At 65.0% G+C, this 19,363-nt stretch carries 15 protein-coding genes and 1 pseudogene; all 16 read left to right on the top strand.

Features of this window, described 5'->3' with window-relative positions; all coding sequences use genetic code 11:
- Positions 1–25 precede the first annotated feature (25 nt).
- The 16 genes and pseudogenes from tssA (at position 26) to HNQ95_RS33630 (ending at position 19,358) form a co-directional block, all read left to right on the top strand.
- A complete protein-coding gene (gene tssA / locus HNQ95_RS12085; protein WP_182574157.1) occupies positions 26–1,192 on the top strand; it encodes a type VI secretion system protein TssA in 1,167 nt (388 codons plus the stop codon).
- A gap of 6 nt (positions 1,193–1,198) precedes the next feature.
- Positions 1,199–1,738 (top strand): type VI secretion system contractile sheath small subunit, encoded by a 540-nt coding sequence (gene tssB / locus HNQ95_RS12090; protein WP_067962030.1) that lies wholly within the window; start codon positions 1,199–1,201, stop codon positions 1,736–1,738.
- Between the two features lie 4 nt (positions 1,739–1,742).
- Positions 1,743–3,245 (top strand): type VI secretion system contractile sheath large subunit, encoded by a 1,503-nt coding sequence (gene tssC, locus HNQ95_RS12095; RefSeq protein ID WP_154386506.1) that lies wholly within the window; start codon positions 1,743–1,745, stop codon positions 3,243–3,245.
- Between the two features lie 24 nt (positions 3,246–3,269).
- A complete protein-coding gene (locus HNQ95_RS12100; protein ID WP_067962033.1) occupies positions 3,270–3,749 on the top strand; it encodes an Hcp family type VI secretion system effector in 480 nt (159 codons plus the stop codon).
- Position 3,750: 1 nt separating this feature from the next.
- Positions 3,751–4,496: pseudogene (gene tssE, locus HNQ95_RS12105) on the top strand (type VI secretion system baseplate subunit TssE).
- Between the two features lies 1 nt (position 4,497).
- Positions 4,498–6,372: a type VI secretion system baseplate subunit TssF gene (gene tssF / locus HNQ95_RS12110; protein ID WP_182574158.1), complete on the top strand. Its 1,875-nt coding sequence runs from the start codon at positions 4,498–4,500 to the stop codon at positions 6,370–6,372.
- A complete protein-coding gene (tssG, locus tag HNQ95_RS12115) occupies positions 6,336–7,400 on the top strand; it encodes a type VI secretion system baseplate subunit TssG (RefSeq protein WP_067962038.1) in 1,065 nt (354 codons plus the stop codon). The genes tssF and tssG overlap by 37 nt, the downstream gene beginning before the upstream one ends.
- Positions 7,397–8,938, top strand: coding sequence for a type VI secretion system-associated FHA domain protein TagH (tagH, locus tag HNQ95_RS12120; RefSeq protein WP_067962040.1), 1,542 nt, complete (start codon positions 7,397–7,399; stop codon positions 8,936–8,938). The genes tssG and tagH overlap by 4 nt, the downstream gene beginning before the upstream one ends.
- Before the next feature lie 3 nt (positions 8,939–8,941).
- Complete coding sequence (gene tssJ / locus HNQ95_RS12125; protein WP_067962042.1) at positions 8,942–9,394, top strand: type VI secretion system lipoprotein TssJ; 453 nt, start codon at positions 8,942–8,944, stop codon at positions 9,392–9,394.
- Between the two features lie 40 nt (positions 9,395–9,434).
- Entirely contained in the window at positions 9,435–10,769 is a 1,335-nt protein-coding gene (gene tssK / locus HNQ95_RS12130) for a type VI secretion system baseplate subunit TssK (RefSeq protein ID WP_182574159.1), read from the top strand.
- A 4-nt stretch (positions 10,770–10,773) separates the two neighbouring features.
- A complete protein-coding gene (gene icmH / locus HNQ95_RS12135; protein ID WP_067962046.1) occupies positions 10,774–12,093 on the top strand; it encodes a type IVB secretion system protein IcmH/DotU in 1,320 nt (439 codons plus the stop codon).
- Between the two features lie 3 nt (positions 12,094–12,096).
- The gene (tssM, locus tag HNQ95_RS12140; RefSeq protein WP_067962048.1) at positions 12,097–15,636 is read left to right on the top strand and encodes a type VI secretion system membrane subunit TssM; all 3,540 of its coding nucleotides are present in this window, start codon (positions 12,097–12,099) and stop codon (positions 15,634–15,636) included.
- Positions 15,618–16,160 carry a type VI secretion system-associated protein TagF gene (tagF, locus tag HNQ95_RS12145; RefSeq protein ID WP_067962050.1) on the top strand — a complete coding sequence of 181 codons (543 nt, stop codon included), beginning with the start codon at positions 15,618–15,620 and terminating at the stop codon, positions 16,158–16,160. The genes tssM and tagF overlap by 19 nt, the downstream gene beginning before the upstream one ends.
- Positions 16,160–17,257: a DUF2169 family type VI secretion system accessory protein gene (locus HNQ95_RS12150; RefSeq protein WP_067962052.1), complete on the top strand. Its 1,098-nt coding sequence runs from the start codon at positions 16,160–16,162 to the stop codon at positions 17,255–17,257. Before tagF ends, HNQ95_RS12150 begins: the two co-directional genes overlap by 1 nt.
- Complete coding sequence (locus tag HNQ95_RS12155; protein ID WP_182574160.1) at positions 17,254–18,279, top strand: 3-oxoacyl-ACP synthase; 1,026 nt, start codon at positions 17,254–17,256, stop codon at positions 18,277–18,279. The genes HNQ95_RS12150 and HNQ95_RS12155 overlap by 4 nt, the downstream gene beginning before the upstream one ends.
- Positions 18,276–19,358, top strand: a complete 1,083-nt coding sequence (locus HNQ95_RS33630) for a PAAR-like domain-containing protein (protein ID WP_083948587.1) — start codon at positions 18,276–18,278, stop codon at positions 19,356–19,358. The genes HNQ95_RS12155 and HNQ95_RS33630 overlap by 4 nt, the downstream gene beginning before the upstream one ends.
- Positions 19,359–19,363: the final 5 nt, after the last annotated feature.

Below are 19,363 nucleotides of genomic sequence, written 5' to 3' on the forward strand. Positions count from 1 at the left end.
ACCTGAGTATGGCGTGGGGGGGTGCGTGGTTGATCTTGCTCTTTGGCTCAACCCTTTGAACGGTGAAAACCCGTCGGGGGAAGATTTGCGCAATGATCCGCGCTTCCATGATCTCGAGCGCCTCGCCGTCCCGCAATCCGATGTCGTCCATGACGAGCGCAACCGGCCCTCGGCCGAAGTGAGCATTCCGGTCGACTGGGATGACGTCCTCGAAAAAGCCGACGAACTGCGCACCCACGGTCGCGACCTGCGCCTGCTGACGCTGGTCACCCGCGCCTTGGCCAATTCCCGCGGACTGGCCGGCCTTGCCGAAGGGCTGATGCTGATCGCGCGGACCTTCGACGCGCATTGGGACACGATGCACCCCGCTTTGCGGCCCAACGCGCCACCGCGCGATGCAGCACTGCGCCGCGTCAACGCCGTCCTCGACCTGCAGAACGGCCAGGAGCCTGGTCTGCTCCACGACCTCAGGAAGATGGTGTTCTTCGCGCCGCGCGGCTTCGGCCCGGTTACCGGGCGCGAGCTCGAACAAGGTGCGCTCGACGATCGTGTCATGCTGCAGGAAGCGGCACAGGGGCTGAACGCCGCCGAACGTGCGGCCCTGTCGACCAAGCACGAGCAACTGTTGGCCCGCCTGCGCAGCGCCTGCGCGGCCCAGGCCGATCAGGCTGCCGCTGCCCTGGAGCAATTGGTTGCCGATGCGCGCGCGGCGGGCGCAGCCCTTGCTGCCCTCGACAGCGCGCTCAACAAGCGCCTGGAAAGCACCGGACCGGCTGTCCCGGAGCTCAGGAAGTTTCTCGACCGGATGCTGACCACGATCGAGCGCGGCGCCGCCGCGCGGCCGGCGCCCAACGCGGCAACAGTGCCCGAGATGGCGGCCTCGGCACCGGCGGCCGCACAGCCCAACGGCCACGCGCCAGAGCCGGTGGCCAACCATGCTGGACCGACAATGGCCCTCCCCGAACGCCTGACTTCGCGTGACGACGTCGTCAAATGCCTCGATCTCGTCGTCGCCTTCTACGACCGCACCGAACCGTCGAGCCCGATCCCGCACCTCGCCCGGCGCGTGCGCCGCATGGTGCATATGGATTTCGTCGAGCTGATGGAAGATCTCGCCCCCTCGGGGCTCAAGGAGTTCCGGCTCCTCGCCGGCGTGACTGACAAGAAGACGCCTCAGAAGGATGAAAGGTAGCCAAGCATGCCAGCCGAAAGCAAAGCAAAGGTCATCGAGCGAAATCGCGCGCCGCGCGTGCAGATCGCCTATGACGTCGAGACCTACGGCAGCCCGACGACGATTGAATTGCCTTTCGTGATGGGCGTGATGGCCGATCTCGCAGGGTCGTCGCAAACCAAGGAGGCGCAGAAGACGGTGCTCGACCGCACCTTCGTCGAGACCGACGCCAACAGGTTCCCGCGCTTCATGGAAGCGCTTGGACCGCGGGTGAAGGCGCGTGTGAAGAACACTTTGCCCCAGGCCGAGGGTGCCGAACGGGAAGAAGAGCTGGCAATCGACCTGACCTTCTCCAAGATGGGCGATTTCGCTCCCGACAAGATCGCCGAGCAGGTGCCGCAGCTCGCCGAGATCCTCAAGATGCGCCGTCAGCTGGAAGAGCTTCTGGGCTTCATGGACGGTCGCGCCGATGCCGAGAAGCGCATCGCGCAACTGCTGAACAACGAGCCTCTGCTCGGCCAGATCGCCAGCCAGGCGCTCTCCGACAGCGACAAGGTCGAGGAGTAGAGCCATGGCCGAGCAGCAGAAGAGCCCAACGGTCGCCGAGGCGGAGGCCATCGACCTCGGAGAATTCAGCGACCTGCTGGAAAAGGATTTCAAGGTCAAGAAAGACGACAGCGAGAAGCTGCAGCAGCTCGTGCGCAATCTCGCGCTCGCCGCCCAGTCGCGCTCCGAGACGACCACCATCTCGTCGAACGCGATCAAGTCGATCAAGTCGCTGATCGCTGGCATCGACAAGATGCTGACGGTCCAGCTCAACGAGATCCTGCACGCACCGGAAGTGCGCGAGATGGAGGGCACATGGCGCGGCCTCTGGTATCTCGTCAACAACACCGAGACCGACCAGAAGCTGAAGATCCGGGTGATGAACATCTCCAAGGAGCAGCTGGCCGACACGCTGGAAGACTATGAAGGCCAGATGTGGGACCAGAGCCCGGTGTTCAAGAAGGTCTATACCGACGAATATTCGATGTTCGGCGGCGAACCCTTCGGCTGCCTGATCGGCGCCTACGAGTTCTCCAACCACCCGCGCGACGTCGGCCTCCTGCGCAACATTTCGGGCGTCTGCGCCTCGGCGCATACGCCGTTCATCGCCGCCGCCTCGCCGCGCCTGTTCCGCATGGACAGCTGGCAGGAACTGCCCAATCCGCAGGACCTGCAGCAGATCGTCTCCAATCCGGCCTATGCCTCGTGGCAGTCGCTGCGCGAGAGCGAGGATGCCCGCTACATCGGCCTTGCCATGCCGCGCGTCCTGGCCCGGCTGCCTTATGGTGCCGACACCGTGCCGGTGAAGGGTTTTGCCTTCGAGGAGGAGGTCCAGGGCGACCACCACAAATATGTCTGGATGAACGCCGCCTTCCCGATGGGCGTCAACATCAACCGCAGCCACAAGCTGTTCGGCTGGGGCACCCAGATCCGGGGCGTCGAGAACGGCGGCACGGTGATCAACCTGCCGGTGCACAGCTTCCCGACCGACGACGGCTCGATCGCGATGAAGTGCCCGACCGAAGTCGCCATCGACGACCGTCGCGAGGCGGAACTGGCCAAGCTCGGACTGATGCCGATCCTGCATCGCAAGAACACGGATCTTGCCGCCTTCATCGGCGCCCATTCGCTGCAGGACGATGAAACCCGTGCGGGACGGCTCGTCGATCCCGACGCGCAGTCCAACGAGCGCCTCAGCGCCAACCTGCCCTATCTGTTCCCGGTCTCGCGTTTTGCCCACTATCTCAAGGCGATCGCGCGCGACAAGGTCGGCTCGTTCAAGGAACGTGCCGACATGCAGATATGGCTGACGGAGTGGATCAACCGCTACGTGCTCGCCAATCCGGCCTTCGCCGACGACAAGGCCCGTGCCAAACGCCCGCTCGCTGCGGCCGAGGTCCAGGTCGACAGCGTCGAGGGACGTCCCGGCTACTACAACGCGCGCTTCTACCTTCGCCCGCACTACCAGTTGGAAGGAATTAACGCTTCGCTCCGGCTGGTGTCGGAGCTGCCTTCGGTCAAGTCCTGAACTGTCCAGTAACGGAGAGAGACAATGGCATCGGATGACGATCTGAGAAAAGCTACCAAGATCGACGGCTTCCTGAAGGTTCCCGACATCAAGGGTCCGAGCACCCGCGATGGTCATGACGAAGAGATCGAGATATTCAACGTCGCCTTCAACATGGTGGCCCCATTCGATCCCAATTCGCTTTCCCGCAAGGGTCGTGTCGCGCTGGGCACGGTGAGTTGTTCCAAGGATGTCGACATGTCGTCACCCTACCTTGCCAAGGCCTGCCACGAGAACAAGCAGTTCGACGAAGTGGTGGTTTCCTGCCGCCGCACGATCGACGGCGAGACGAGCGACTACTTCGTCATCACCATGAAGGAAGCATCCGTCGTTTCTTATGGCTTCGGTGCCAGCACGACCAACAGCGACACGCTCGAGGACTTCGTGCAGTTCGCCTACAAGACGATCGAGCTGGTCTACGACACCGACCATACGCAAGAGATGAGCGTTGCAACCGGCTTGTGACGTGCCGCATAGACGCCCTGGTGCTGCATGATGAAGGCCAGTGGAGTTCAGCAAGCAAGGCGAGAGGCGTCACAGCCATCGCTATGGGACCGGCTGGTGAACGACCTGCCTGGACTAAGCTCTGAAATCGAGGCCCTGCAGCGGGCACTGGACAATGAACTTGGCAGCGAGCGTGTCGAAGCGCTCGCCACCGGCAGTGCGCGTGTGATCGATTCCGATCTCGATCTCACGCCCGACCACAAGCAGCGTCTGCACCGGCTGGTCTTCCTCAACCGTAACCGCGTCGAACTCGAAAACCGGGGCATCGTGGTGTCGGCGCGCGTGCTGCGCGAGGCGGTTCGCCGCGACATCGAGGCGCTGTTCAACACCGAGCGTTTCGATGCCGTCCCGTTGCTGTCCGACGTCGAGGATGAGCAGGCTGCCGAAAGCCGGCTGAAACTCGACGACTTCCCGGAAGTACGCCGCAGCGTGGTCAACTTCGGCGTGCCTTCATTCTCCGGCCGCTCGTCCCGCGACTTCGACAAGGACGCACTGGCCCGTGAAATCAAGACGGTCCTGGCCAATTTCGAGCCGCGCCTCAAGGAGAGCGCGACCAAGGTCACGGTCACCCTCAACGACAAGAGCATGGGCATCAAGATCGAAATCGACGGGGTGCTGATCATGACGCCGACGCCGGAACGGCTCCGGCTGCGGACCACGATCAACCTCGACAACGGCTTGGCGCGGACCGAATACGGCGAGGCATAGAATGGATCGGATCTTCCTGGAGTATTACGAGGAGGAGCTGACCCACATCCGCACGCTTGCTGCGGAATTCGCCGACATGCACCCGGCGGTCGCACGCAACCTCTCGCTCGACACCGCGCCCTGCCCCGACCCTTATGTCGAGCGCCTGCTCGACGGCGTCGCCTTCCTCGCCGCACGCACCCGGCTCAAGGTCGATGCCGAACGCTCGAGGTTCGCGCGCAGCGTCCTCGAAGTGCTTTATCCCGACCTGCTGACGCAGGCGCCCGCGGTGACCATGGCGGTGCTGAAGCCGGGCCAGCAGGTTCAGACGATGAACATGGGCCACGTCGTCAAGCGCAGCACCCGGCTTGTCGCCAACCTGCAGCCCAACCTTTCGACGCGCTCCACCTTCACGACCGCCCAGGACGTCACCTTGTGGCCGATCGAGATTGCGTCGGTCGGCTACTATCAGGATCGCAGCGCGCTCGCCGCAGCCGGCATCTCGCCGATCAGTGGTGTTGTGTGCGAGGCGGCGCTGCGCATCACCATCGCAAGATCCGGCAAGGGCAAGCTCAACGAACTGGCGCTCGATCGGCTCGACCTGCATTTTGCCGGGCGCACCAAGGCGTCGCTGCTGTTCGACACCATCTTTGGCGTCTGCACGGCAATGGGCGCCCGCCCCAACGGCAAGTCAGGCAAGCTCACGGTGCTGCCACAGCCCGAGATGATCGGCATCAACGACAGTGAAGCTTTGATGCCGCGCACGCGTCCGACCTTCGAAGGCTACCGGCTGCTGCGCGAATATTTCATGATGCCGGAGCGCTTCCATTATGTCCGCGTGCAGGGTCTGCTGCCGGTCGTGCGCAGCTCCGAAGCGGGGCTCGAAATCTTCTTCCTGCTGCGGCGGGCAGCACCTGAACTCGCCGACCTCGCGCCAGCCGACTTCGAGCTTTTCGCCACACCGGTGATCAATCTGTTCGAGCGCGAATGCAACGTCATCGAGCTCGATGCCCGCAAGACCCGGCAGGTGCTTTATGCCGACCGGACCCGGCCACGGGATTTCGAAATCTTCCGCGTCACCCATGTCGAGGATGCCGACGCCCAGGGCCCCGACGCCGAGATACCGGCACTGTTCAGTCTGGGTCAGAACCGGGGCAGCGGCTGGGTCTATTCGATCGAGCGCCGTCCACGGCGCGCCACCGAAGACGAACGGCGCGAGGGCATGACGCGCACCTCCTACACCGGCGACGACGTTTTCCTGGCGATCTCCCGCCCGGCAGGCATCCCGGCCGGGCGGCCGCTCAAACGCATCGAGATCACCGCTCTCTGCACCAATCGCGACCTGCCGATCCTCGACGACAATCCGACGCTGACGCTGGAGAGCGGCGACCCGGTCGAGGCGGTCCGCCTGCTTGGTGCGTTGCGTGCGCCACAGCCCTCCATTCCCGCCGCCCTGCCTGCCGGGGCCGACGCTGAATCGCGGGCCGACGATCTGGCCTGGCGGCTGGTGGCGCAACTCGCGCTCAACTTCCTCAGCCTTGCCAAGGAAGGGCGCGGCGTCGATCCGCTGCACGCACTGCTCGACCTCTATGCCGATCGCGGCGATCCGGGGCTGGCGCGCCATGTCCGCTCGATCGTCCGCATCGATTCCCAGCCGGTGATCGAGCGCCTGGCGATACCGGGGCCGATGTGTTTCGGCCGCGGCATCGAGATCCTGCTCCACATCGACCAGTCGGTTCTGTCAGGCCAAAGCTCGCTGCTGCTTTCCGCGCTTCTGGCGCGGCTGTTCGCCCGCCACGCCGGTATCAACGGCTTCGTGCGCACCCGCACGCGGCTGCTCCAGAAGCAGGAGGACGTGCCATGGCCGATGACGCCCGGCAACCGCTTCCTGATCTAGCGGCTGCCGACACGCTGTCCGAGGGCTATGACTTCTTCGAGCTGCTGCGCCAGCTTGAAAACCGGGACGGCCGCCTGTTCGGTCACTCCGGCCGGCCGGACCGCGAGCCGGCGCGCCTCGGCCAGCATGTGCGTCTGGGCTTCGCGACCCAGGACGTCGTCAATTTTTCGCCCGCCACCGACAAGGGTGCCGCGCGGGTCACCGTCGCCAATCTTGGCCTGCTTGGCCCCGAAGGCCCGCTGCCGCTGCATGTCACGCGGTGGGTGCTCGACCGCATGTCGCAACGCTGGTTTGCCGGTGCGGATGCCCATCAGACCAGCGACACGACCTTCGTCGAGTTCGTCAATATCCTTCAGCACCGCATGATCGCCCTGTTCTACCGCGCCTGGGCGGACGCGCATCCCGGCGTGCAGGTCGAGCGTGCCGTCGGCGGGCGTATCCGCGCGATGCTGGAGGCAATGGCCGGCATCGGATTGCCCGAAACCGGCAACGCCCAGGACCCGGACATGGATTCGGTCAAGTTGCGCCAGGCAGCAGCACTTGCCGGACAGGTCGACGGGCCCGAGCGGCTGACCTTGTTCGTCGCCGAAGTGTTCAATGTGAAGGTCCAGCTCAAGGAGTTCGTGGCGTCATGGCTGGACGTTCCAGCCGCGCTGCAGACGAGGCTCGGCATGGCCAGCGCCTCCCTGGGCAGAAGTGCGACCATCGGGCCGCGCAGCTTCAGCCGCCAGAACCGCGTCGAGCTGCGCCTCGGCCCGCTCGATTTGAACACCTACTCATCCTTCCTTCCCGGCAGCCGGCGACTGGCTGTCCTCAAGCGCGCCATAAGCGACCTCCTCGGTGAATTGCTCGACGTCGACCTCAGGCTTGTGCTGGCCAGCGACGAGGTGCCGCCGGCCCGCATCGGGGCGGCGCAGCTCGGCCGAACGGCGTGGCTTGCGCCCCCTGCCGAAAGGGGCGATGCTGAGGATATGCGCCTGCGGACGATCGTCGGCTGGCGGCCCGAAATGGCGGGAGTCGGGGCATGAGCTTGCTCCTCACGCTTGAGCAGGGACCGCGCGCACAGGCAGTGCGCCAGACCCGGCTGGATCAGGGTGAACTCGTGATCGGTCGCAGTCCCGATGCGGACTGGCAGATCGACGACCCCGACATGTTCGTCTCGCGCGCCCACTGCAAGATCACATCAGGACAGGACGGCTACGTCGTCGTCGACACGTCGAGCAGCGGCCTGTTCATCGATGACGCCGGCAGCGCCCTTGGCTCGGGCAACTCGGCGCAACTGCGCCATGGCATGCGGCTCCGTCTTGGCGACTATGTCGTGTCGGTGGAGCTGCAGCCGACGGAAGCCCACCTGCAGCATTTCAAGCCAACATCGTCCAGGACATCGGTGCCGCAACCGGCGCCTGCCGCATCTCGCGCCCCGGTCGGTCTCGGCGGCGACGATTTCTTCTCGATCAAGACGGACGAGGAGCCGCAACGCCCCCGGCCCGCCGATCTGCCCAACCCGTTCGAGCATCCCGAGCCCGGCGCGTTCCGCGCCTATGAGCGCGCCGGCGGCTCCGAGCGCAATTCGCCTGCCTTCGACGATCCGTTCAGCCTCGATCCGGTGGCGACACCCGTTGTGAACGGCCATGCCGACGACAGCCAGAACGGCACGGCAGCCTTTGCCGATCCTTTCGGCCTCGCTTCGGCCGAGACGCCGAAGTCAAAAGCGGAACCAGTCGTGACACAATCGCCGTCATTCGATGACGGTTTCGACCTTCCGCCTATGACGCCGCTTCCGCCGGCGGTCGATGCAGACCCGCGCGAAACCGCTCTCGCTCCGCCCCCAGTTCCGGCTCCGGCACAGCCGGCATCGGTTGCGCCCTGGGACGCGCCTGCCCGCCGAGCGGACACACCGCCCCCGCCGCCGATGTCGCTGCGTGCGCGGGAGAAGGCCGCGGCAAATGTGGTGGCAGCACCTGCAGCCGCGCCAACTCCTACGCCCGCACCGTCCGACAGCGCGCTGCGCGCCGCCTTCCTGCGCGGCATGGGCCTTGGCGAAAACGCCTCTTCCAACCGCGACCCGCTGGCTGAGATGGAAAAATTCGGCCGTGAGTATCGCCTGATGCTCGAAGGCCTGATGCAGCTGTTGCGCAAGCGCGCCGAGGAAAAGGGCAACGCTCGCATCGAGCAGACTATCGTCGGCTCCTCGGAGGTCAATCCGCTTAAGTTCCTGCCCACGGTCGACGATGCGCTGGCAACCATCCTGGCCGAGCGCAGTCCGGGTTTTCTCGCCGGAGAGCCGGCCATATCGGATGCGATCCGCGACCTCGCCCACCACCATGTTCGCGCCTGGCGCGGCCTGCAAGGCGCGCTGCGCCACATGATCGACCGCTTCGATCCCGTCGCGCTCGAAGAGGAGCTGAAGTCGAGCTCGTCGATCGAGAAACTGCTCGCCGGCGGCCGCAGCGCCAAGCTTTGGGACCTCTACAAGAAACGCCATCGTGAGATCGCCCTGAGTGCCGAGACGCGCTTCATGGGCGAAATAGGAGCCGACTTCCGCAACGCATATGAAGAGGAGTGACGCATGATCGACCGGCGCGACTTCATTATTGCTCTCGGCGCTACAGGACTGGTGGCCGCCTGCCAAAGCGGGCCACCGAAACCGTCCACCGTCACCGTCAATGTGAGCGGTCAAGCCGGCATGAACCCCGGGCCCGACGGCGGCGACAGGCCGGTCACGGTTCTGGTCATGCGATTGAAGAGCACGGGCAAGTTCAACTCGGCCGACTATTTCGCCCTGCAGGGCGACGCCGGCTCGGCACTTGCCGGCGATCTCATCGGCTCCGACCAGCTTTCGGTCGGCCCGGGTGCGGCGGCATCGAAGACGATCACCGTCGAGCCGGAGGCGACCGCGCTCGGCTTCGTCGCGCTTGTTCGCGAACCAACCGGTCGCACCTGGCGGACGACGAAGTCGGTTTCACCGGGTTCGACGGTGACGATCACCGTGACGCTCGGCAGCGGAGGCATTTCGGCCTGACCGAGCCATATCAGGAGTTGTCGATGCAGAGAGTTGCCGCATGACCGACGCAAACAGGGTGCTCTGGTCCGAAGGGCTTTTCCTTCGGACCCAGCACTTCCAGCAACAGGACCGCTTCTTCGAGGCGACGGTGCGCGGCGCGCTGCAGGCCGGGCAACTTCACACCTATGGCTTTCGCACGCTCACCCTCGACCCGGCCCAGCTGGAAGCCGGACAGGTCGCCGTGCTTTCGGCGCGCGGCATCTATCCCGACGGCACGCCCTTTGCCATTCCCGACACCATGGACGCGCCAAAGCCGCTCGCCATCACCGCCGACATGGGCGGCGGTCCGGTGTTGATCGCGGTACCATTGGAACCGCCCGGTGGCGTCGGCTTCGATCCGGCGCATGCCGAGACCAGCGGTGCGCGCTACCGCGGCCGCATCGTCACCGTTCGCGATGCCGTGCAAGGCGGATCGGACCCCGAAGAGATCGAGATCGCCCGTCCGCAGGCCTTGTTGCTTGCTCCGGGAAAATCGGTCGGCGGCTACACGGCATTGCCGATTACCGAAATCACCGGCCTGCGCGCCGATGGCGGTGTTGCCGTCGACGCCAACTTCCTGCCGCCGACGCTCGCCACAGGTGCGGTCCATTGGTACGCCCAGCTTCTGCAGGAGGTCATCACCGGGCTCGACCAGATCGCCGAGGCGCATGCCAAGATGGTGCTTGGCGGCCCCGGCCGCAGCGTCGAAGATCTGCTGATGCTCAACCTTGCCAATGCGGCGCGACCACGCCTGGCGCATATGCTGGCGCAGGACATCTTCCATCCGGCCGAACTCTATCTCGAACTTGCCGGCCTCGCCGGATCGATGGCGACCTACGGCTCGAATTCGCGCCGTCTCGCCGAACTGCCTGTTTATGACCACATGGCCCCAGGTCCTGCCTATTCGGCGCTCGCCGACACATTGCGTTCGCTGATCCTCAGCCTGCGTTATGTCGAGCCGAAATCGCGGGCGCTGCCGGTCATGCGCCACTCCACCAATGTCTGGAAGGTGCGCATCGACAACCCCAAGCTGCTCGTCGCCAGTCGCATCGTCATCCGCGTCGGCTCCGAGCTGTCCGAGGACGCGCTGCGCAAGATCTTCGTCAACCAGGCGACGGTGGGGGCCGCCAGCGAATTCGAAGGCCTGTGGAAGTCGCGCCTGCCGGGCATACCGCTGAAGCCGCTGCATTCGCAGCCGCGCGAAATCCCCTATGACGGCGACCGCCTTTGCCTTGAACTCGATCAGAGAAGCGAGCACTGGGCCTCCCTCCTCGACGCACCCGGATTCGTCATCGGCGTTTCCGGCGTATTGCCGAGCGAGCCGCAGGTCGACTGCTATTCGGTGAACAGGTGACGCGATGAGCCAGGACGATCCTTTCGGCTTGTCGGAGGATCGTGAGCGTACCCGGATACGCATGGTGGGTACGCCGCAGCCGCGCATGCCGATGCCGTTCTCGTCTGCGCCGCTGAAGCGCTCGCGCACCCATCCGAACACATTGGTCAATGCGTTTTCCGCCTTGCTGGAATTCGCGCCCGAACTCGAAAACGCATTGCCGCCCGAGAATCCTGAACACCTTCGCACCCGCCTGCAGGAAGAACTGGTGCGCGGTCGCGACGCCGCCGTTGCCGCCGGATCGTCGGTCGAACGGGCCGATCAGGCTGCATGGGCGGTGGCCGCACTGCTTGATGACCTCGCGTTGAACACGCCGTGGGGCGGCTCGAGCGCCTGGCCTCGGCAACCTCTGGTTGTCATGCTGCGCGGCGACGTCGATGCAGGTGCCCAGTTCTTCTCGCGCCTGGAGGAGCTCGAGCGCCACCCAAACCGCGATAGGGAAATGCTGGAGCTGCAGTATCACTGCATGGCGCTGGGCTTCCGCGGCAAATACCGGGTACCCGGCCGCTCGGGCGACCGGTCGCTGAATGCCGTGCGTGTCGCCGCCGCCCGCTTCCTGCGCGACGCCGATGCCGAAGACGCGCCGCTGTCGCCCAACTGGCGCGGCGTCGTTGCCGCCGACGAGGCGCCGCGCTTCACCGTGCCGATCTGGGTGATGGGCGTCATCGCTGCCGTGCTCGCCACCGCGATCTACATCGCCTTCTCGCTGGGGCTGAGCAACCAGGCCGTCCAGCTTTCGGCCCTTGTGCGTGCGCTTCCACCGGCCGACCGCGCCGAGGTGTTGCGCACCACACCCAAGGCGGAAGCGCCACCGGTCGAGACCGTCGACTTCGCGCTGTTGCCGGAGTTCGCGGCAGCCACGCCCGAGGGCCTGCGCCCGGCGCTCAAGGGCGCCGAAAGCGTGTCGCTGGCCCGCCTCGTCGTCCAGGCCTCCAACCCCGAGCTCTTCCAGTCCTCCAGGGCCGAGCTGACCGACGGCTTCCAGCCGCTCATCGAGGCAATCGCCAAGGTGATCGTCGAGAACCAGGAGCTGATCGGCAACGTCACCATCGTCGGACATACCGACGGCATCCCGCTGCAAAGAACCAACCCGCTTTCCACCAACCAGCGCCTGTCGGAGGCCCGCGCCGCGACAATTGCCGACATGCTCGTCCAGAACGGCGTGCCGCGCGAGCGCGTGCGCTCCGAGGGGCGCGCCGCCACCGACCCCGTTGCCGACGACGCCACGCGTGAAGGCCGGGCGCTCAATCGCCGCGTCGAAGTGCTGGTCGAAAAGAGGTTGTGACAGATGTTCATCCTGCGCTTCCTCTGGTCGGTACTGACATCGCGGTGGCTCTGGACGCTGATCGGCCTGACGCTGCTTTCCCTGATCATCTGGATCTTCGGCCCCATCGTCGCGGTCGGCCAGAGCACGCCGTTTGCGTCCGAAACCGTGCGTATGGCGCTGATCGCAGGCCTGGTCATCCTGTGGCTGATCTGGCTGATTTTGGCGCAGCGCCGCGCCATCCGAGCCAATCGCATGTTCGTCGCCGAGATTGCCGCGCCGCCGGTCGAGAAGCCGCTGACGGCGGGCGAACAGAGCGTTGCCGCGGTCGGCGCCAAGTTCCAGGGGCTGATGGACGAGATGAAGCGGCGCAAGCTCGGCGGCCGCAAGTTGCTGCGCGACATGCCGTGGTATGTCATCGTCGGACCGCCGGCCACCGGCAAGACCACGGCTTTGCGCCAGTCCGGGCTGAATTTCCCGATCGACCTCACCGACGACATCCAGGGTGTCGGCGGCACCCGCAACTGCGACTGGTTCTTCGCCGAACACGCGGTGCTGATCGACACCGCCGGCCGCTACGTCCAGCAGGAGAGCCAGCCAGATGTCGATGCCGTGGAATGGCTGGGCTTTCTCGACCTGTTGAAGAAACATCGCGGCCGGCGCGCCCTGAACGGTGTCATCGTTGCCCTGTCGATCGATGCGTTCTCGGAGGGCGATGAAGCCATCAAGGCGCATGGCCGCAAGATCCGCCGCCGCCTCGCCGAGCTGAACGAACGTCTCGAAATCCGGCTCCCGGTCTATCTGATGCTGACCAAGGCGGACCTCATCAAAGGCTTCGAGCCCTTCTTCGGCGGCCTCTCGACCTCGGCCCGCGAACAGGTCTGGGGCACGACCTTCGCGCCTGATGCACGCGTCGACGGCAAGATGGTCGCAAGCGAGATCTCGTTGCTGGCGACCGAGCTCGAGCGCCGCCTCGTCCCCCGCCTCGAGGACGAAGACAGCCTCGCCGCCCGCGCCGAGATTTTCAGGTTCCCGGCCCAGGTCGAAAGCCTGTCCGAACCGATCCGTCTTCTTGTCGAACAGATTTTCGGCGAAAGCCGCTACGAAGACAGCGCCTGGTTGCGCGGCGTCTATCTGACTTCGGCCACACAGGAAGGCGCGCCCATCGACCGGCTTACCGCTGCACTCTCTTCCTCGTTCGGCCTGCCGCCGCGCCGCGCCATGTCGTCGCCACGCGTCGAAAAGCGCAGCTTCTTCCTCAAAAACCTGCTCACCGAAGTGATCTTCAAGGAAGCCGGGCTGGGCATGTTCGACCCCCTGGCGCAACGCCGCCGGACCTGGATCTGGCGCGGTGCCGCCGCAGCCTGCGGAGCAGCTGTCCTGCTTGCCGGAGCGCTGTTTGGACTGTCCTATTACGACAACCGCAATGCCATCGCGGCCCAAGCCGGCCAGTTGGAGGCACTGCAGGCGCCGTTGGCGCCATTCGCGGCGGCCCCGGCTCCTGTCGATGCGCCCGACATCGACGTTGCGCTGGCTGCGATGGATGAGGTCACCAATGCGCGCACGCCGCCGCCCAGCGGTTTTCGTGACCTGGTCGGCCCGACGGCCTCTCCCGAGCTGCTGCGGGCCCAGGCCGACAGCTACAACCACGCTTTGCGCAACATCCTCGAACCCCGCATGGTCGCCCTGCTCGAAACGACGATGTGGCGCCAGGTCCGCGATCCGGAATTCATGCTGGGGGCGCTCAAGACCTATCGCATGATGACCGGCCTCTCCCAGATGGACGCGGATTTCGCTCAAAACTGGTGGGTCAACGACCTGCCCGAATTCGCACCCGTCGCGCCCTTCCCGACGCCCAACGCAGAAGAGCACCAGCTTGCCGCCATCCGCCGCATGACGATCGACGCGAGTTATGTCGCGCCCGATCCGGCGCTGGTCGCCGAGGCCCTGAAAAGCGTCTGCACCATTTCGCTGCCAGCACGCGCCTACAAGCAGCTGCTGGCCGATCCCGCCGTCTCCGAACTGAAGGAGTGGATCCCGGCGAATTTCGCCGGCCCGAACGGCTCCAAGGTCTTTGCCCGCCGCTCCGACAAAACATTGCGTGTCGGCCTGCCCGGCGCATTCACCTATGCCGGCTTCCACGACGTCATCCTCGAACGGCTGGAGGATGTCGCCGCCCAGGCGGCCCTCGACCGCGCCGTCTTTGCCGGCGGCTGCGAGGAGAATTCCGAGACCTCGGTGTCGGCGCTGTCGGAAGACATCCTGAAGCTCTACTACGAGGATTTCATCGCCCAGTGGGACAGCCTGCTGCGCGACATAAGGCTGGCACCGCTGACCGACCTCAACGTCGCCAGCGAAAATTTGAAGGACCTGTCGAGCGCCGATTCCGCGCTCAAGCGCCTGGTCACGGCAGTCGTTCACGAGACCGATCTCATCCGCTCGGACGAGGAGCCGGCCGGCGACAACAAGGCCGCATCGAAAGGCGCCTCCAAGCTGTTGGGCAAGCTCGGCAAGGTCGGCAAACTGGCCAAAGCCGGCGCCAAGCTGTTGCCACGTGCCGGGTCGGCAGCAGAAGTCGACATGACCGGCACGCTCGTCGCCGAGCATTTCAAGCCGCTGAAAGGTGCGGTCGCCGAAGTCGACGGCCAGCCTCCCATGCTCGATGCCGCGGTCGTCGCCTTGACGGCACTATCGAATGTGCTGCAGACAGTCACCGCCAATCCCGACCCGCAGGATGCCATCAAGAAGCAGGGCGGGCTCGCGGAACTCACCGGTGCCGTCGCGCGCCAGGCGCAGATCCTGCCCGATCCGATCGACGACTGGCTCGGCGGCATCGCCGGCGACACCAGCGGCCTGACCGAAAAGGCCGTCACCTCCGAACTCAATGCCATCTGGCGCGCCGACATCCTGCCGTTCTGCCAGGCTGCCTTGACCAACCGATATCCGTTCAGCCCGGAAAGTGCCGTTGACGTCAACGTCCGCGATTTCGCCCGCCTGTTCGGCCCAGGCGGACTGATCGACGCTTTCACCAACGACCACCTGATCAGCTATGTCGACACGGCCAAACAACCATGGACCTGGCGTGCCGACATGGGGCTGGATTCGTCTGCCCTTGCCGCCTTCGAGCAGGCGCGCCGTATTCGCGACGACCTGTTCCCCGGTGGCACCGGCCCCCTGATGAGCTTCACGCTCGAGCCCAAGGATCTGTCGCCGACAGTCACGCGGGTGACGCTCAACCTCGATGGCCAAAGCCTCGTCTACTACAACAACGCCACCCGCCCTCAGCCGATGACCTGGCCGGGCAAGGACGGCACCGGCACCATCTCGTTGGCCTTCCAGCCCATCGATGGGTCGCCTGAAGTCATCGTCAACGAAACCGGGAGCTGGGCCTGGCTGCGGCTGCTCACCAAGGGTCGCTTCACGGCGACATCGCTGTCCGACGTCTACAACCTGCGCCTCGGCGCCAAGAGTTTTTACGCCGACTTCGAGCTCAAGGCGGCAAGTGTCGAGAACCCCTACAACCTGCAGATGTTCAAGAGGTTCACGTGCCCGCAGAACATCTAGCCACCGGCTTCTACGGCAAGATTCCGGCGACCGGAGACTTCGTCGGCCGCGGGCTTCCCGGCGACTTCGTGCGCGCATGGGACCGTTGGGTGGCAAGCCACCTCGCGCCATTGCAGAGTTCGGGCGCCTGGCCAGAGGACGTGGCACTGCGTTTCCTGCTCGGTCCCGATGCCAACGGCCCGATGGCGGGCATCGTCGTGACGAGCAACGACCGCGCCGGCCGCCGTTTTCCGCTGACGGTCGCAGCCCCCCTCTCCGCCGCCAATTCAGGATTGGCCGACATGGCGGCGAAATGGTTCGACGACATTGAGATGGCGGCCGACGCGGCGCGCTATGGTTATGTCAGCGCAGACGAATTCGCCGCCAGCCTTGCCGAGCTGCCGTTTCCGATCGCCGACATGACGGGAGAGCCTGTGCTCAGCATGGTCTTGTGGGCCGGCCCATGGGTGCCGGTGGACGTCGATCCGGCGGCCCCACAAGCGGTCCTCGACCGGCTGCTCACCGCGAGCTGGGAGACCAGTTGATGCAGATCTGGAACCAGACCGGCTACGTCCATCAATTCACCGTAGCCATGGACAAGGCTGGCCACGACTACATCGTCGTCGTGGTCAAGGGCACGTTCGACCTTCCCGACGCACCGGGCGGATTGGTGCGCAAGTCGGCCGAGCAGGCGCCGCTGGTCTTTGCCGACACGCAGACGGGCGAGCCCGGCTATTCCGCCACGCTGTGGGAAACCGATTTTGCCTTCCGCAAGCCGCGCTGCGACGTGATTGCCAATGGCTGCGCCTATGCGCCCGGCGGCCGGCCGGCGGAACGTGTGCCGGTCGGCATCAAGGTCGGCAACTGGTCGAAACTGTTCGAGGTGGTCGGCCATCGCGAGTGGCGCGCCATCGGCCCGGTCTTCACCGCGACCGCACCGCAGCCCTTCCTGAAACTGCCGATCAGCTATGACGTCGCCTGGGGTGGCGTCGACAAGCTGGATCCCGAGGACAAGATGCCTGGCGTCTACGGCGCCAATCCGGTCGGCACCGGCTGGTCGCGCACCAGGAACCAGCACCTCATTCCGGGCCTGCGGCTGCCCAACACCCAGAAGGTCGGCGAGGAAGTCCGCTCGCCCTTCGGCGACTACACGCCGATGAGCTTCGGACCGATGGGCCGCGGCTGGCCCGGCCGCATCGAACATGGCGGTACCTACGATGACAACTGGACGAAAAACATCTTTCCCTTCCTGCCGTCCGACTTCGACGAGCGCTATTTCCAGATGGCTCCGCCAGACCAGCAGATCGATCATCCCAAGGGTGGTGAAGAGGTACAGCTGGTGAACCTGACGCCGGAAGGTCGGGTGAGCTTCCGGCTGCCGCCAACCGGGCTTGAGATGACCCTGTTCAAGGATGGCGCCAAGAGTTTCGAGGGTGAGCTGTACCCCGACACTATCCTGTTCGACCCGGAGAACCGCCGCTACCACCTGGTCTGGCGGGTAGCGCAGCGGATCGAGCGCACGATTCTGGATTTTACCGAATGCTGGGTAGGTCCCCCCACCGAATCCATGCTGAGGGCGCGGGCAGCCGGCCGCACCTTCGTCCGTGCCGATGGGGTAGCACCTGAGGAGGAAGAGGCATGACCGCCGGCGTCGCCATCATTTCGGTCGGGATGGCCACGGCCGTCGGACTCGATGCGCCTTCAGCATGCGCAGCCATGCGCGCGCGCCTCGACGGCTTCCAGGAGACGCGTTTCCTCGGCTCGCCGGAGGGGTGGCTGACCGGCGCGCCCGTCCCGCTGCCGCGCAATTGGATCGGCGAGAAGCGCATGGCGCATCTGGCCGCAGGGGCCATTACCGAGGCATTCGAGCGCGCGCCGGAAGCGCGCGGCCAGACGGCACTTATCCTCTGCCTTCCCGAGGAAGGTCGCCCGGGCAGGCCGGTGCGCGACAACTCCGGCCTGCTCCGGCGGATCGGCGAAATCGTCAAGGTCGAACCTCACAGCCGCTCCCGCACCGTGGCGCATGGGCGCCCTGCCGGGCACGTAGCATTCAATTATGCCCGCAGGCTGCTGGCATCAGGCGACGTGCCCTATGTGATGATCGCTGGCGTGGACAGCTATCTGACCGCGCCGACGATTGCCCATTACCTCAAGGGACGCCGCCTGCTGACCGCCGACAACTCGAACGGCTTCATTCCGGGAGAGGCAGCGGCGGCGGTGTTGTGCACCCGGCCGAATGGCGGAAGCTTCCAGCTATTCGGCCTTGGCCTATCGCGCGAAACAGCCTCGATCTACAACAAGGACGATCTGCCCTTGCGAGCCGATGGCATGACAGCGGCCTATGATGCGGCGTTTGGCGAAACCGGCATCGAGATGAACCGGCTGGGCTACCGCATCTCGGACCTCATCGGCGAACAATACTGGTTCAAGCAGACCGCACTCGCTTCGATCCGGCTGCTGCGCGGCCGACACGAATTCCAGGATTTGTGGTCGCCTGCGGAATCGCTTGGCAACATCGGTGCCGCAGCCGTTCCCGTGATGGTGGGCATGGCCTGGACCGCGGCGGCAAAAGGTTACGCGGCCGGCAATCCGGTGCTCATCGAAGCGTCGTCGGATGACGGCGCGTGTGGCGCTGCAGTCTTTGCATCGAGGAGAGCCGCATGACCGTCTATGCCAACGGTCTGGAGATCGCCTGCAAGGCGCAAGCCAACAAGATCATCGCCGCCTTCCCCTATGTCTGCTTCACGCCGCCGCAGACGCCCGCGACGCCCCCCGGCGTACCGATCCCCTATCCCACCTTCAGCATGGACGACGACACCGACAGCGGCACAAGTACGGTCAAGATCGGGGGCAAGACGATCACGCAGAAGAACAAGTCCTACTATACGAAATGTTCGGGCAACGAAGCCGGCTGCGCGCCGAAGAAGAACATCATCACATCGGTGAACACGGGCAAGGAATACGCCCACGCCTGGTCAGGCAATGTGAAGATGGACGGCGAGCCGATCAGCCGCTTCTCCGATATCGGCTCAAACGACCACGCCTCGCCGACCGCCGGCGGGCCGCCGATGCCGAACATTTCCACCGCGACGGTGGCGACCTTCAATTGCAGCATGCTGGAGATCAAGCCTTACAACAAGCTGACGTGTCCGGAGGGGTATGAGAAGGAGCACACCACGGAAGTGCGCTTCTTCACCGCCAAGGGCGTGCGTGACCTGACCCTCGACTGCTGTCAGGCCTATGATGAAAGCAAGGCCCCCTGCATCTGCATGAAGGCAAAATGGGTTCCGGGCGAAGCTGCGAAGGCAAAGAAGGCTGGCGCCACCGGCAAAGTCATCGGCAAGGGGTCGAAGACGCCCCACAACCTCAAGACCCAGGAAGCGGCCAAGTGGATCAAGCTCAACCAGGAGGGCAAGCTCGGCGATTTCAACGAGAAATGCGCCAGGGCAACGGTCGACAACATGGATGACCCGAAAATTCCTGACGAAGTGAAGGATGCTGCTGCGGAGTGCCTCAGGAAAGCGAACCAGGACTATCAGAAAAAGAGCATGGGCAAGGACGCGCAGGAGGTGAAGGACACGAAGCGCTGTGTCGACACCTGCCCGAAGGCAATTGACCAGGGCCGACTTGCCGGAGTTGCCAAGAAGCGATTGAAGAAGGAGGCCGTGAGCCTCGGAAAGGACCCGAAGAAAGTCGTCGTCAGGGCGTCCGACGTCGCCAAGTCCAAGAAGGACTGCCCGTGAATGAT

The organism is Aminobacter ciceronei, assembly GCF_014138625.1.
Classification (GTDB): Bacteria; Pseudomonadota; Alphaproteobacteria; order Rhizobiales; family Rhizobiaceae; genus Aminobacter; species Aminobacter ciceronei.

Excerpts from the sequence above, each read along its gene's own strand:
- tssB (WP_067962030.1), top strand. The coding sequence starts at position 1,199 with ATGCCAGCCGAAAGCAAAGCAAAGGTCATCGAGCGAAATCGCGCGCCG.
- tssC (WP_154386506.1), top strand. The coding sequence starts at position 1,743 with ATGGCCGAGCAGCAGAAGAGCCCAACGGTCGCCGAGGCGGAGGCCATC.
- HNQ95_RS12100 (WP_067962033.1), top strand. The coding sequence starts at position 3,270 with ATGGCATCGGATGACGATCTGAGAAAAGCTACCAAGATCGACGGCTTC.
- tssF (WP_182574158.1), top strand. The coding sequence starts at position 4,498 with ATGGATCGGATCTTCCTGGAGTATTACGAGGAGGAGCTGACCCACATC.
- tssG (WP_067962038.1), top strand. The coding sequence starts at position 6,336 with ATGGCCGATGACGCCCGGCAACCGCTTCCTGATCTAGCGGCTGCCGAC.
- tagH (WP_067962040.1), top strand. The coding sequence starts at position 7,397 with ATGAGCTTGCTCCTCACGCTTGAGCAGGGACCGCGCGCACAGGCAGTG.
- tssJ (WP_067962042.1), top strand. The coding sequence starts at position 8,942 with ATGATCGACCGGCGCGACTTCATTATTGCTCTCGGCGCTACAGGACTG.
- tssK (WP_182574159.1), top strand. The coding sequence starts at position 9,435 with ATGACCGACGCAAACAGGGTGCTCTGGTCCGAAGGGCTTTTCCTTCGG.
- icmH (WP_067962046.1), top strand. The coding sequence starts at position 10,774 with ATGAGCCAGGACGATCCTTTCGGCTTGTCGGAGGATCGTGAGCGTACC.
- tssM (WP_067962048.1), top strand. The coding sequence starts at position 12,097 with ATGTTCATCCTGCGCTTCCTCTGGTCGGTACTGACATCGCGGTGGCTC.
- HNQ95_RS12150 (WP_067962052.1), top strand. The coding sequence starts at position 16,160 with ATGCAGATCTGGAACCAGACCGGCTACGTCCATCAATTCACCGTAGCC.
- HNQ95_RS12155 (WP_182574160.1), top strand. The coding sequence starts at position 17,254 with ATGACCGCCGGCGTCGCCATCATTTCGGTCGGGATGGCCACGGCCGTC.
- HNQ95_RS33630 (WP_083948587.1), top strand. The coding sequence starts at position 18,276 with ATGACCGTCTATGCCAACGGTCTGGAGATCGCCTGCAAGGCGCAAGCC.